The organism is Thiohalorhabdus denitrificans, assembly GCF_001399755.1.
Classification (GTDB): Bacteria; Pseudomonadota; Gammaproteobacteria; order Thiohalorhabdales; family Thiohalorhabdaceae; genus Thiohalorhabdus; species Thiohalorhabdus denitrificans.
On the sequence record NZ_LJCP01000006.1, the window covers coordinates 310,835 to 323,449 of the forward strand.

Consider the following 12,615-nt stretch of genomic DNA (forward strand, 5'->3'; position numbering starts at 1 on the left):
CTCACGCTCCTTTCAGGGGGCCGATGGTGGATTGGGCGTTGCCGCCGCCGGATCCCTCCTCGGCCTCCGTGATGGATCCCTCGGTGAACAGGTACTGGCGCAGCTGGCTGTCGAAATCGGCGCTGTTGCGCCGCAGCCACTCCAGCACCATGGCGGCGTGTTCCACCTCCTCGCGCATGTTGTGCAGCAGGACCCCGGCAAGCTCCTCGTCCGGGGCGGCCTCCGCGCGCTGCTGGTACCAGTCCACCGCCTCCAGCTCCTCCTGGAGGGAGACCAGGGCGCGGTGCATGTTCAGGGTGTTCTCCGAAAGCCGCTCCAGCGGCTCGTGGAAGGAATCGCTCGCTCCCGCCATGGGGCTCCTCCGGGACGTTGGCTGATGGTTCCCCAGTCCCAACGGGCCATACCGGGCGGGCGGCGTCCATCGGGAGGGTTACGGGGAGCCGATGCCGGCGGCGCGGAGCTTCCTTGGGGAGGGGCGATAGGGTTGTCCCGGATCCACAGGAGGATGGGGCGGGTCGCTGGAAAACAGGCGCGGAGCGGGACGTGCCGGCGCCTCTTGCGCCTGGGCGCAAGGCCCATGGGGCCGGGAGGCGCCCTTTCGGGCCCGGAAACCCCTATTCCCGGCGGGGCAAAAAGGCCCCCACAGGGGAAGTTGCGGGGTGTTGCCCGTAAGGGACACCGGGTATAGGTTTGAAGGGAATACCTTATCCAAAAAGGGGAAGCAGATGCTGGCTAGGCTGTTGACGGCGGCGGCCTTGCTCCTGCCCCCGGCCGGGCCGGCCCTGGCGTGGATGTGTCATTCCCCCCTGGAGGGGGAGCGCTCCCACGAGATGTACATAAACGGATCCAAGGCGGGCAAGATCCAGGAAGAGGACGGGAAGGGCTGGTCCGCCTACTGCATGGCGGGGAACCGCTTCGTGCGCGAGGACGGCGAGAAGTTCTACGGGGAGGACTTCTCCGAGGCCGCCCAGGCCTTCTGCGACCACTGCGAGGAGCCCTGAAACGCCGGCCCCGAGACCCGTCCCACGTTCCCGGCCGCGGCACCCCGCACCGAATCCCGCCCCCTACTCCTCCAAGCCCGCCCGCACCATGGCCGAACGCAGGGCCGAGGCCGCCGCGCTCCGGCCGATATCGTCCTGGGCCGCCTCCAGGACCTCCTCGAGCAGCTCCGCGTAGCCGTCGCGCAGCGCGTCGATGGTCTTGCCGCCGCCCCGCTCGGCGGCGATCTCGTAGAGGATGCGGCGGATGTCCTCGGCTCCCTCGTCGCCCATGGGGCATGCTCCGTGCGGTTCCAGTGCGAATCCGGATCTTGGCAGGTTTGCCGGCCCGCGCCCATGGCCCGGCCGACCCTCCCACCCCAACATACCGCCCCGCCCGGCCACAGCCCGGAGGGGGCCCGCTCCGGGGGCCGGAGCATGGACGGCGGCCCCCGCCCCCACTAGACTTTGGGGCCGAATCCCAACGCCCAGGATTCCCCGACCAGCCCAATCGCGCCCCGGGCGACGGCCTGGGGCCCAGGATGGAGACCGCCGTGATCCGGACTCTGCTGCTGCTTACCGCCCTGCTCCTGCCCACCACCGCCCTGGCGGTCCCCGCCGGCGTGCCCCTCTGGGAGGACGCCGCCACCGGCATGGACCAGGAGGAGGTGCTGGCCCGCTTTCCTGAGGCGCGTGCCCTCGCCCCCGACGAAGGCGACCAGCCCAAGCGCCCCGAGCAGGGCAAGGAGCGGGTCCGCATCCCCGAGGTGGAGATCGCCGGCGAGCGCTACCGGGCGGGCTTCTACTTCCTGGAGGGCGCCCTGGCGAGGGTGGTGCTGGAGATGCCCCGTGCCGAGGGCATGCCCTTCAGCCGGGGCCTGAAGCTGACCGAGGAGGTTCGCGACGCCCTGACGCAGACCTACGGCGAGCCCGCGAGCAAGGACAGCAGCGGCAAGGGCTACATGGTGGAATGGCGGGACGGCCCCACCGTCATCCGCCTGGTGGTGCTGACCCAGACCTACAAGGTGAAGAAGTTCGAGATCATCTACGAGGCGGCGCCGCAGGACTGAGCGCGGCCGCTTTCGGGGGTAGTGGCCCCCAGTGGTCCCCACGCCATCCGGAGGTAGGGCCCGAGTGTCCGGAAATTGCCCCTTTTGCGAGCTGGCCGAGGACCGCGTGCTCTGGTCGGACGACGAGGTCCGGGTGGTGGCCGACGGGTTTCCGGTGACGCCCGGGCACATGCTCGTCATCACCCGGCGCCATGTGGGCTCCTATTTCCAGACCACGGATACCGAGCGGGCCTCCATCGCCGAGGCCCTCGATGCGGCCAAGAGGCTGGTGGAGCAAGACTTCCTGCCGGACGGGTTCAACATCGGCATCAATGACGGCCCCGCCGCGGGACAGACCGTGCCCCATCTGCACGTGCACTTGATGCCCCGCTATGCCGGGGATGCGGAGGATCCCCGGGGCGGGGTTCGCTGGGTCCGGTCAGAGACGGCGAGGTACTGGTAATGGCTGTGGGAGCTCGTAAGGAGTTCTTGGAAGCAGTCCAAAAATTAAACGTAAACCGCGGTGGGGGCCGTCCCAGCCCGCACAAACCGGTTTTGCTGCTGGCGCTCCTGGACTTGCGGCTCGCTGGCAAGTTGTTTGAAAACCGTATCCAGCTTTTTCCCGCTCTGATGACCCGCTACAAGGAATTTTTCGATGTTGTCGCCCAGGGCCGGGACACCCCGAATATCCACCTTCCCTATTTCTACATGCGCTCCGAGCCTTTCTGGGAGCTGCATCCGGCCTCCGGCCATGGAGGGGGCTTTGGCCCGGTCGGGAGCCTGAACGATGCGCGGGAGAAGATCGCCTATGCTTCTCTGGACGAAGCCGTTTGGGAGGAACTGAAGGACCCGCAATTCGTCGAGGAAACGGCCCAGGTGATCATGGGCCACTGGTTTCCGGAGAAACTGGAAGCCATGCGGTCGGCCTGGGCCCGAAGCAAGGAGGTTTCCCGGTACGAGATCGCCCTGGAGGACGGGGCTGCGGAGGTGGCCGAAAGCACGGGTCTATATGTACCTGCCAGGGACGCTGCTTTCCGCCGACTGGTGGTGGAGGGATATGATTATCGCTGTGCGGCCTCCGGGTGGCGATTTACCCTAGAAGGCTGGTCGCTGGTGGAGGCCGCCCATATCGTTCCGTTCAGCGAATCTCACGATGACAGGCCCGAAAACGGCATTGCCTTAACCCCGTCATTTCATCGCCTCATGGATAAAAGGGTGATCGCCCCGGGGCCGGATCTTAAGTGGCACGTTTCTTCGGTTGTGGACCGGCGAATTCCCGATAACCAACAGTTGGTTGAACTGGACGGTGCCAGCCTGATCCTTCCCCAGAACCCAAAATTCCATCCCGATCCGGCTTCCCTGGAGCGGCGGCAGAATCAGTTGTTGTAGAAAATCTTTTGGGGATGGCCGTGCCCTTAGGCCCTGCGCTTTCCTACCAGAGAGGGTAACCGCTGCGGGCCGACGTTTCCGTCGAGTTCGGGGGCGTACCCGGTTACACTTGCGGCCCCGGCCGTCAAGGCCGGGGCAAAACGTTTTAAAAAGCCAGAAGCAATCCGCCCAGGTAGCGCTATGACTCCTTCCTCCCCCACCCCCGGAAACCTGGTTCTCTACAAGCAGCAGCCCGCCCGCGTCCAGGACGTGGACGGGGACAAGGTGGTTCTGCAGCTGGCGGAGGGCGGCACCAAGCGGGTGCGGCCCAAGGATGTTGCGGTGCTGCATCCCGGGCCGGTGGCCGATATCCGGGGCCTGGACGCCGGAGCCGGGGAGATCGAGGAGGCGTGGGAGGCCTTCGCCGGGGAGTCGCTGAACCTGGCGGATCTGGCGGAGCTGGCCTACGGGGAGTTCACGCCGGCCACGGCCTGGTCGAGCTGGCGGGCCGTGGCGGACGGCCTGCTGTTCGAGGGGGAGCCCGACGCCCTGGTGGCCCGCGATCCCGACACCGTGGCCGCCGAGCGGGAGCGCCGGGAGACCAAGGCCAAGGCGGCGGCGGAGCGCAAGGCGCTGCTGGAGCGCCTGGGCGCCGGGCGCATGGAGCCCGGGGACGAGGCCGAGCTCGCCGAGGTGGAGCGCCTCGCCCTGGGGACCTCGCGGACGAGCTTCATCCTGCGCGAGCTGGGGCGGGAGGAGACCGCCGAGGAGGCGCATCGCCTGCTGCTGGAGAACGGCTACTGGGACCACCTCGCCAACCCCCACCCGGCCCGCCAGGACGCCCCCGCGGCCGGCGCCGAAGGCGAAGTGCCGGACCTGGCCGGGGAGGAGCGCCAGGACCTCACCCATCTGGATGCCTGGGCCATCGACGACGCCGGCAACACGGACCCGGACGACGCTGTCAGCCTGGACGGCGACCGGATCTGGGTGCACGTGGCCGACGTGGGCGCCGTGGCGCCGCCGGAATCGCCCCTGGACGAGGAGGCCCGGGAGCGCGGGGCCACGCTCTACCTTCCCGACGGCATGCGCACCATGCTGCCCCCGGCGGCGGTGGAGCGCCTGGGCCTGGGCCTGACGGACCCCTCCCCGGCCCTGTCCGTGGGCTTCCGGGTGGAGGAAGACGGGGAGCTGGCCGACATCGAGGTGGTGCCGAGCTGGGTGCGGGTGACGCGCCTTTCCTACGAGGAGGCCGACGGGCGCATGGCGGAGGACCCCCTGGCCGCCCTGGCGCAGGCGGCGGACCGCTTTCGGGATCGGCGCCACGCCAACGGCGCGGTGGCCTTCCAGCTTCCGGAGGTGGTGGTGCGCCTGGTGGAGGGGGAGGTGGTCATCCGGTCCATCCAGGAGCTGGCCAGCCGCCGGCTGGTGACCGAGCTCATGGTCATGGCCGGCCACGCCGTGGCCCGGTTCGCCCAGGCGGAGGACCTGGCCATCCCCTTCGCCACCCAGGAGCCGCCGAAGGGGGAGGCGGAGGGCGAGGGGCTGCTGTGGGCCTACTCCCTGCGCCGGCTCATGCGTCCCTCCCGGGTGCAGCTCAGCCCGGAGCCCCATAGCGGCCTGGGCTTGCACGCCTACGCCCAGGCCACCAGCCCCCTGCGCCGCTACCACGACCTCGTGGCCCACCAGCAGCTGCGCGCCCACATCACCGGCGGTCGGCCCGCCGACCGGGAAACCCTGGATCAGCGGATCGCCGGGGTGGGCGAGCGGGTCCGCGCCCTCCGGCGCTCCGAGCGCCTGTCCAACCAGCACTACAAGCTGGTGTACCTGCTGCAGCGCGGGGAGTGGCAGGGAGAGGGCGTGGTGGTGGAGCGCCAGGGACCCAAGGGCCGGGTGCTGGTGCCCGAGTTGGCCCTGGAGACCAACGTTACCCTGCCCAAGACCACCGAGCCCGGCGCGGTGGTGACCCTGCAGCTGCTGGGCGTGGACCTGCCGGCCCTGGAGCCCCGCTTCCGGGCCGAGGAGGCCGGCGGCTGAGCCGGGCCTTACGGCCCCCTTCCTCCGGGCGAGGCGAGCGCCCTCAGGACTTCGGCGGCTCGCCCCCGGTCTCCTCCGCTACCAGGCCCTGAATGAGGAAGCCGAGGTGGTCCAGGCTCTCCTGGAACTCCCAGAAGAAATTCCCCTGGGCCTCCTCCCCCTCGGGGACCTCGACTTCGTTCCATTGCTCCCGCAGGTCCTGGGCGTCCCCCTCGGGGGTGTCGGACTCCATGAGCAGGGTGGTGTAGAGCTGGGCGACGGCGTAGTTGAGGGCCTCGATCTGGCCGCGGTTGTCCGCCATGGCTGGCCTCCTGGATTGGGTTCGGGCGGAGGGCCTATTCCACCAGGAAGGGGGCCGGTGTGCCAGGCGGCCCGCCGACTGCCCGCGTTCCTTCCAGGCTCGAATGGGCCTCCCCGCATGCAACCTCCCCGCCCCGCCTATGGCCCAACCAGTAGGAAGGGATCGATCCGAAGGAGGCCGCCATGGCCGAAGTCCGCAACCAAGCCGAGGCCGTGGACGAGCTGCGCCAGGAGCTGGCCGCCCACCGGGCGGTGCTGGCCAGTCTCGCCACCCAGCTGATCCTCAACGCCGACAACAAGCATTCCATGCTGGAGCAGGTGTTCACCGAGGCCCTGGACAACGTGGAGCGCGCGGTGGAGCACGACGACCCGAACCGGGAGGCCATCATCGCCCGGGTGCACGATATGGCGGATCTGGTGCAGCACGGGGAATAGAAGGCGAATCGCGGGTGTAGGAGCGGCGTCCCCGCCGCGATCTCTCCAAGTCCTTACGGAGTGGCGGTCTGGAGGCCGCCCTTACGGCTACGTTTGGCGCCAGAGCAGGTCGCGACGGGGGCCGTCGCTCCTACGGGGGAGGGAGCCGACGGAACGGCCTAGCCGTAGCGGCCGCCGAGCAGGGTGGCGTTGCCGCCCACGGCGGCGATGTTGTCGGTGACGGTCTTCTCGTGGAGGAAGGGGGTCAGGTAGTGGGGGCCGCCGGCCTTGGGGCCGGTGCCGGAGAGGCCCCGACCGCCGAAGGGCTGCACGCCCACCACCGAGCCGATGATGTCGCGGTTGATGTAGACGTTGCCGACGTTGGCCCGCTCGGCGATGTGGCGGGCGGTCTCCTCCACCCGGGAGTGGACGCCCAGGGTGAGGCCGTAGCCGGTGCCGTTGACGGCGTCGAGGACGCGGTCCAGCTCCCCAGGGCGGTAGCGGATCACGTGCAGGATGGGGCCGAACACCTCGTCGGGCAGGTCCTCGGGGCCGGACAGCTCGTAGACCCGCGGCTCGAAGTAGCTCCCCGGCGGCGCCTCGCCGGTGGGCTCCGCCCAGCCCACCACCCGCGCGCCGCTGTTCACCCGCCGGGCGTGCTCCTCCAGGCCGGCGCGGGCGGCCTCGCTGATCACCGGCCCCACGTCCGTGTCCAGGCGGGCGGGGTCCCCCACCCGCAGCTCCCACACCGCCCCGGCGATGGCGTCCAGCATGACGGGGGCGACTTCCTCCTGGAGGAACAGCACCCGCAAGGCGGAGCAGCGCTGCCCGGCGCTGTTGAAGGCGGAGTGCACCACGTCCCGCGCCACCTGCTCCGGCAGCGCGGAGCTGTCCACGATCAGGGCGTTGACGCCTCCGGTCTCCGCGACGAGGGGCACCAGCGGGCCGTCGCGGGCGGCCAGGGCGCGCTGGATGCCCCGCGCGGTGTCGGTGCCGCCGGTGAGGGCCACCCCGGCCAGGCGCGGGTCGGACAGCAGGGCCGGTCCCAGCTCGCCGCTCGGGCCGGGCAGGAACTGCACCGCCCCGTCGGGAACCCCCGCCTCCGCCAGCAGCTCCACGATGCGCATGGCGGTGAGGGGGGTGGCGCGGGCGGGCTTGGCCACCACGCTGTTGCCCGCCGCCAGGGCGGCGGCGATCTGGCCGGTGAAGATGGCGGCGGGGAAGTTCCAGGGGCTCACGCAGAGGAACACCCCCCGCCCCTCGCTGCGCAGGACGTTGCGCTCGCCGGTGGGGCCCGGCAGGGGGCGCTCGGCGAGCTGCTCCCGGGCAGTGGCGGCGTAGTAGCGGCAGAAGTCGGCGGCCTCGCGCACCTCGGCCAGGGCGTCGGGGATGCAGCGTCCGCCCTCCCAAACGATGCGGGCCACGAGCCCGGCGCGCTCGGTCTCGATGCGGTCGGCGGTTCGCTCCAGGATGGCCGCGCGCTCTTCCACGGGGGTGCGGCTCCAGGCGGGGAAGGCGGCCGCCGCCCCGGCCATGGCGGCCCGGGCTTGTTCCGGGTCCGCCTCGGCGACGGTGCCGGCGACCAGGCGATGGTCGCCGGGGGAGCGCAAGGTGCGGTCGGTGCCCGGCCGCCGACGGCCGTTGATGCGCGGGGCCGCCCGCCACGGGGCCCGCGCGAAGGCCGCCCGGAGGGCGCTGTCCAGCTGGGCCAGCACGTCCGGGTCGTCCAGGGGCAGGCCCGCGGAGTTGGCGCGCTCCGCGAACAGGTCCCGCGGCAGGGGCACCTCCGGGCCCTCCGCCCGGCCGCCGCGCCAGGTCTCCACCGGATCCGCCAGGAGCTCTTCGGCGGTGGCCTCCTGGTCGGCGATGCGGTTGATGAAGGAGGAGTTGGCGCCGTTCTCCAGGAGCCGCCGTACCAAGTAGGGCACCAGCTCGCGGTGGCCGCCCACCGGGGCGTAGACCCGGCAGGGCAGGCCCCAGCGGTCCACCACCTCGTCGTAGAGGCCTTGCCCCATGCCGTGCAGGCGCTGGAATTCGTAGTCGCCGCGCGCGCCCATGAGCTCGGCGACCGCGGCGATGGTGTGGGCGTTGTGGGTGGCGAACTGGGGGAAGACCCGGTCGCCCAGCTCCGCCAGTCGGCGGGCGCAGGCCAGGTAGGAGATGTCGGTGTGGGTCTTGCGGGTGAACACCGGATACTCGGCCAGGCCTTCCTGCTGGGCCCGCTTGATCTCCGTGTCCCAGTAGGCCCCCTTCACCAGCCGCACCGGGATCCGCGCGCCGCGCCGCGCGGCCTGCTCCCCCACCCAGTCCAGCACCGGCAGGGCCCGCTTCTGGTAGGCCTGCACCGCCAGGCCCGCCCCCTCCCAGCCGGCCACGGCGGGGACGCGGAAGGCGGTCTCCAGCACGTCCAGGGTGGGTTCCAGGCGCTCCGCCTCCTCGGCGTCCACGGTCACGGGGATGCCGGCGGTGCGGGCGCGCTCCAGGAGGTCCACGAGACGGGGGGCCAGCTCCTCGCGCACCCGGCGGCGCTGGGTGAAGGCGAAGCGCGGATGGAGGGCGGACAGCTTCACCGAGATCCCCGGCCGGGCCAGCAGGGGCTGATCCCGCCCCGCCGCCACCCCGGCGGCGTAGATGGCCTGGCGGTAGGCGGTGATGTAGCTCTGGGCGTCGGGCTCGCTGACCGCCGCCTCGCCCAGCATGTCGAAGGAATAGCGAAAGCGCCGGTTGTCGCCGGTGCGGGCGCGCTGGAGCGCCTCGCCGATGTGCTCGCCCATGACGAACTGGCGGGCGAGGAGGTGCATGGCCCGCTTGAGGGCTTGGCGCACCACGGGCTCGCTGCTGCGGCTCAGCAGCGAGCTCAGCAGGCTGCTGGGGGCCTGGTCCACGCCGGGGCCCAGGCGCACCAGCCGGCCGGTGAGCATGAGCCCCCAGGTGGAGGCGTTCACCAGCAGCGAGCCGCTGTGGCCCAGGTGGCGGTCCCAGGCGGCGCTGCCCAGCTTGTCGTGGATGAGGCGGTCGGCGGTCTCGGGGTCGGGGATGCGCAGCAGCCCCTCCGCCAGGCACATGAGCAGCACGCCCTCGCGGTTGCTCAGGTCGTACTCGTGCAGGAAGCGGTCCAGGGGGTTGGGCTGGTCGCGGCCCCGCTCCACCAGGGCGCGGCCGCGCTCCAGGATGCGCTCCCGGTCCGCGCCGTCGAGGGCGGCCTGCTCGGCCAGCACGGCAACGGCGGGCCCCTCGGGGGCCAGGTGGGCGGCGGTGACGGCCCAGCGCGCGGCGTCGCGCTCGGGCAGATCCAGGCCGAGGATGGTGGGCATGGCCGCTCCTCCCTGCGGAGGCTCCACTCCTCCAGCGTGGGCCGGGCGCGCGGGGCTGGCAACTCGCGACGGTCCCGGTACGGCGGAGCGGCGAGGGTGCGGTCAGTGGCCCGGGAGCCGGGCCGGCCATTGGAAAGGGGCGTGGCCGGTGGCGCCAGCCGGCTCAATAAGGGCAACCGGCTCGTGGGCGTGGCCGCAGGTTTCGCAGTCCCTGGGCGCGGGCGGAAGCTGGTCGGACCAGAACTGCAACCGGGCCACCCGTTGCCGGGCGGCCTCGCGGTCGGGGGCCTGCTCGGCCTGGCGCCGGAGACGGGCCAAGTGGGCCCGGGCCTGGTCCGTCCAGTGGCGGCAGGCCTTCTGATCGGCGGGGTGGCCGCCGTGCCGGGGGCACGGGTGACCGCTGGAGGCGGCCAGGTCTCTCTGAACCAGGCTGCTGCGCACGGCCCGGAGGTCTTGGTTCCAGCGCTGCGGGCTCCAGGGCATAAGGGACTTCCTCTTGGTGCTCCCGCCGCCCTCGGGAGGGGGGAGCGTGGGGGAGGCTGTTCCCGTTATTCTGCAGCTGGCCCTGGACCCCGCAATTGGGGTGATCCCGGGGCGTTTTCGGGAGCACCTAGTAAGGTCTTCGGGCCGGCCCGTAAGGACGAGGGGGCCACCCCGTATGCGGGGTGTTTGCCGCACTAAGGGGATGCCCTGAGGCAGGCCGTTTGCCTGTGGGTTGTTCCCGACCGGTCCGCCGCCCCGGAACGGCCCTTTTCGTCAACAAACGGGAGAAAACACAGGATATTTAGGGGTTTCGCGGGGGTTGACCGCAACCGGGACAAGGAGGAAGGCTGAGGGAAGGCCGCGGGAAGCCGCGTGCCGAAGCCAGGCTTCGTCAACCCAGGAGGGAAACATGTCGGACAGCAAGTTAAGCCGCAGGTCCTTTCTCCGCAACGCCGTGCTGACCGTGGCCGCCCTGCCCGCCACGGCGGCGCTGGTCAACCGCCAGGCCTGGGCCCAGGAGAAGGTGGATCCCGAGGGCGCGCAGGCGCAGTCCCTGAATTACGTGCACGACGCATCGGAGGTGGACCACGAGAGCTACGAGGAAGGCCAGCTCTGCAAGAACTGCCAGTTCTACCAGGCCGGCGAGGACGAGGAGTGGGGGCCCTGCACCATCTTCGGCGGCGACCTGGTGAACGCCAACGGCTGGTGCACCTCCTACGCCCCCAAGGCCTGAGGGCTAGTCCCCGGGCCTTCCCGGGCGTGCCACGCGGGACCGGCCCGGTCCAGGGCCGGGGCCGCGGCCCCCACCGGTTTCCGGGGACGCCGGTTTCCCGCCCGCCTTACTCCCCGTTGGGGTCGATGACCCGGTAGAGCGCGGAGTAGTCCGCCTTTTCCAGCCCCTCCATCTCGGCCTTCTCCAGGATCCGCCCGATGGTCTGCATCAGTGTGGGGTCGAGGCCGTCCTTCCGCGCCGCGTCCTCCATCAGGTACACGTCCTTGAGCAGGTGGGCCACGGGGAAGTTGGGGTTGTCGAAGCTCCCCTCCAGCATGCGCCCCAGCTTCTTGTCGAAGGTGGGCGCGTAGAGCGCGCTGTCGCGCAGCACCTCCATGAACTGCTCCACCTCGAGCCCCTCCCGGCGCACCAGGCCGAGGCTGAGGGCGAAGGAGGTGGTCAGGCCGGCGATGAGCTGGTTCATGGCCAGCTTGAGGGCGGCGGCCTGGCCCACCTCGCCGATGTGCTGGGGCTTGGGGCCGAAGGCGTCGAGCAGGGGGCGGGCCTCTTCGAACTGAGCCTCCGTGCCGCCGAACATGAGGATCAGCCTGCCGCTCTTGGCCTCGGGAATGGAGCCGAGCACCGTGCATTCCATGAAGCTGCCGCCGGCCTCCTCCACCCGATCGCGCAGGCTCCGGGCCTCGTGGGGGCCGATGGTGGCCATGTTGACCACCTTGCGGCCCGCCAGGGCCCCACGGGACCGCTCGTTGAGGAGGACCCCCTGGATGGCGTCGGCGTTGGCCAGCATGGTCACCACCCAGTCGGCCTCCTCCAGGGCCTCGTTTGGGTAGGCGGCCACCCGGGCGCCCTCCCCGGCGAGCGCCCCGGTCTTCTCCGGGCTGCGGTTCCACACGGTGACCCGGTGGCCGGCCTCCATCAGGCGCCGGGCCAGCGGCTCGCCCATCAGGCCCGTACCGATCAGCGCGATGTTCATGAGCCCCACCTCCCCTCGTTTTCGTTATTCGACCGCTGGATGGTCCCATGTTTTCCGACGCCCCCGCCACAGGCCGGGCGGCGCCCGGCCGGCCCGGATGGCCCGGTAGGGGACAGCCCCCCGGGCGTTTCGGGGGCGGCGATGGTATGGATGGGGGAAGCGACCGCGGGGTGGCCGATGCAGCCAAGCCTCAAAACCGGCCTTCATTTCGGGCTCACCTCCGGGGTGATCACCACCCTGGGCCTGGTGGTGGGCCTGCACGCGGGAACCCATTCCGAGCTGGCGGTGATCGGCGGGATCCTCACCATCGCCGTGGCCGATGCCCTCTCCGACGCCATGGGGATCCACGTTTCCCGGGAGGCGGAGGATATCTACCTCACCCGGGAGCTGTGGGTGGCCACGGCGGCTACCTTTGTGGTCAAGCTGGTGATCGCCGTCACCTTCCTGGTCCCCGTGCTGTTCCTGACCCTGCCCGGGGCCATCGTGGTCAGCGTGGTGTGGGGGCTGGGGCTGCTGGCGGCCCTGAGCTACTGGATCGCCCGATCCCGCCACGTCGCCCCCTCCCGGGTGGTCCTGGAGCACCTGGTTTTGGCCGGGGCCGTGGTGGTGATCACCCACTTCCTGGGGGACTGGGTCCACCGCTACTTCGGGCCCCTGTAGCCGTCCTCCCTCCCGGAGCGGACCGGCCGGGCCCGCTTGACCCGCGGTCCGGACCGGGGCAGAGTCGGGACCGAATGAACGTTCTAGTCCGGTTCCGCACGGGAGGACTCATGGCCCAAGCCGACCTCTGCCTCGGTTGCGTCTATTACCCACCCAACCTGCCCCGCGCCGCCTATCCCGAGGAGGACTGGCAGGCCCTGCAGGAGAAGACCTGCTCCTACGACTTCGAGCCGGGGGACAGCGGCTGCGAGACCTTCCGCAAGACGGAATGCGCCATCGTCGACCTCGGCAACCGGCCCCGGGACTGACC

The 12,615-nt window shown here is 70.9% G+C and carries 15 protein-coding genes; 9 read left to right on the plus strand and 6 right to left on the minus strand.

Annotated features, from left to right (window positions below; all coding sequences use genetic code 11):
- Nucleotide 1: 1 nt before the first annotated feature.
- Nucleotides 2–352 (minus strand): encapsulin-associated ferritin-like protein, encoded by a 351-nt coding sequence (locus tag AN478_RS02890; RefSeq protein ID WP_054965117.1) that lies wholly within the window; start codon nucleotides 350–352, stop codon nucleotides 2–4.
- A 373-nt stretch (nucleotides 353–725) separates the two neighbouring features.
- Between AN478_RS02890 and AN478_RS02895 the strand changes: the two genes are divergently transcribed.
- A complete protein-coding gene (locus AN478_RS02895; protein ID WP_054965118.1) occupies nucleotides 726–1,001 on the plus strand; it encodes a hypothetical protein in 276 nt (91 codons plus the stop codon).
- Nucleotides 1,002–1,064: 63 nt separating this feature from the next.
- Here the strand turns inward: AN478_RS02895 and AN478_RS02900 are convergent, their stop codons facing one another.
- On the minus strand, nucleotides 1,065–1,271 hold the full coding sequence (locus tag AN478_RS02900) for a hypothetical protein (RefSeq protein WP_054965119.1): 207 nt from the start codon (nucleotides 1,269–1,271) through the stop codon (nucleotides 1,065–1,067).
- Nucleotides 1,272–1,531: 260 nt separating this feature from the next.
- Here AN478_RS02900 and AN478_RS02905 point away from each other — a divergent pair, with 260 nt between their 5' ends.
- From AN478_RS02905 to AN478_RS02920, 4 genes are all read left to right on the plus strand, one after another.
- Entirely contained in the window at nucleotides 1,532–2,047 is a 516-nt protein-coding gene (locus AN478_RS02905; protein ID WP_143004118.1) for a hypothetical protein, read from the plus strand.
- 64 nt (nucleotides 2,048–2,111) lie between these two features.
- The gene (locus AN478_RS02910; RefSeq protein ID WP_054965121.1) at nucleotides 2,112–2,489 is read left to right on the plus strand and encodes an HIT family protein; all 378 of its coding nucleotides are present in this window, start codon (nucleotides 2,112–2,114) and stop codon (nucleotides 2,487–2,489) included.
- A gap of 26 nt (nucleotides 2,490–2,515) precedes the next feature.
- Nucleotides 2,516–3,415, plus strand: a complete 900-nt coding sequence (locus tag AN478_RS02915; RefSeq protein ID WP_176758759.1) for an HNH endonuclease — start codon at nucleotides 2,516–2,518, stop codon at nucleotides 3,413–3,415.
- Between the two features lie 180 nt (nucleotides 3,416–3,595).
- Nucleotides 3,596–5,428, plus strand: coding sequence for an RNB domain-containing ribonuclease (locus AN478_RS02920; RefSeq protein ID WP_054965123.1), 1,833 nt, complete (start codon nucleotides 3,596–3,598; stop codon nucleotides 5,426–5,428).
- A 43-nt stretch (nucleotides 5,429–5,471) separates the two neighbouring features.
- Here the strand turns inward: AN478_RS02920 and AN478_RS13875 are convergent, their stop codons facing one another.
- A complete protein-coding gene (locus tag AN478_RS13875) occupies nucleotides 5,472–5,729 on the minus strand; it encodes a hypothetical protein (RefSeq protein WP_054965124.1) in 258 nt (85 codons plus the stop codon).
- A 182-nt stretch (nucleotides 5,730–5,911) separates the two neighbouring features.
- On the opposite strand from AN478_RS13875, the gene AN478_RS02930 reads away from it, so the two are divergent.
- Complete coding sequence (locus AN478_RS02930) at nucleotides 5,912–6,163, plus strand: hypothetical protein (protein WP_054965125.1); 252 nt, start codon at nucleotides 5,912–5,914, stop codon at nucleotides 6,161–6,163.
- Nucleotides 6,164–6,321: 158 nt separating this feature from the next.
- Here the strand turns inward: AN478_RS02930 and putA are convergent, their stop codons facing one another.
- Nucleotides 6,322–9,456 carry a bifunctional proline dehydrogenase/L-glutamate gamma-semialdehyde dehydrogenase PutA gene (putA, locus tag AN478_RS02935; protein ID WP_054965126.1) on the minus strand — a complete coding sequence of 1,045 codons (3,135 nt, stop codon included), beginning with the start codon at nucleotides 9,454–9,456 and terminating at the stop codon, nucleotides 6,322–6,324.
- A 102-nt stretch (nucleotides 9,457–9,558) separates the two neighbouring features.
- Entirely contained in the window at nucleotides 9,559–9,939 is a 381-nt protein-coding gene (locus tag AN478_RS02940) for a hypothetical protein (RefSeq protein ID WP_054965127.1), read from the minus strand.
- 409 nt (nucleotides 9,940–10,348) lie between these two features.
- Between AN478_RS02940 and AN478_RS02945 the strand changes: the two genes are divergently transcribed.
- Entirely contained in the window at nucleotides 10,349–10,672 is a 324-nt protein-coding gene (locus AN478_RS02945; protein WP_054965128.1) for a high-potential iron-sulfur protein, read from the plus strand.
- A 106-nt stretch (nucleotides 10,673–10,778) separates the two neighbouring features.
- Here AN478_RS02945 and AN478_RS02950 read toward each other — a convergent pair whose 3' ends face one another.
- Nucleotides 10,779–11,645: an NAD(P)-dependent oxidoreductase gene (locus tag AN478_RS02950; RefSeq protein ID WP_054965129.1), complete on the minus strand. Its 867-nt coding sequence runs from the start codon at nucleotides 11,643–11,645 to the stop codon at nucleotides 10,779–10,781.
- 177 nt (nucleotides 11,646–11,822) lie between these two features.
- Between AN478_RS02950 and AN478_RS02955 the strand changes: the two genes are divergently transcribed.
- Entirely contained in the window at nucleotides 11,823–12,305 is a 483-nt protein-coding gene (locus tag AN478_RS02955) for a VIT1/CCC1 transporter family protein (protein WP_054965130.1), read from the plus strand.
- A gap of 110 nt (nucleotides 12,306–12,415) precedes the next feature.
- On the plus strand, nucleotides 12,416–12,613 hold the full coding sequence (locus AN478_RS02960) for a hypothetical protein (RefSeq protein WP_054965131.1): 198 nt from the start codon (nucleotides 12,416–12,418) through the stop codon (nucleotides 12,611–12,613).
- Nucleotides 12,614–12,615: the final 2 nt, after the last annotated feature.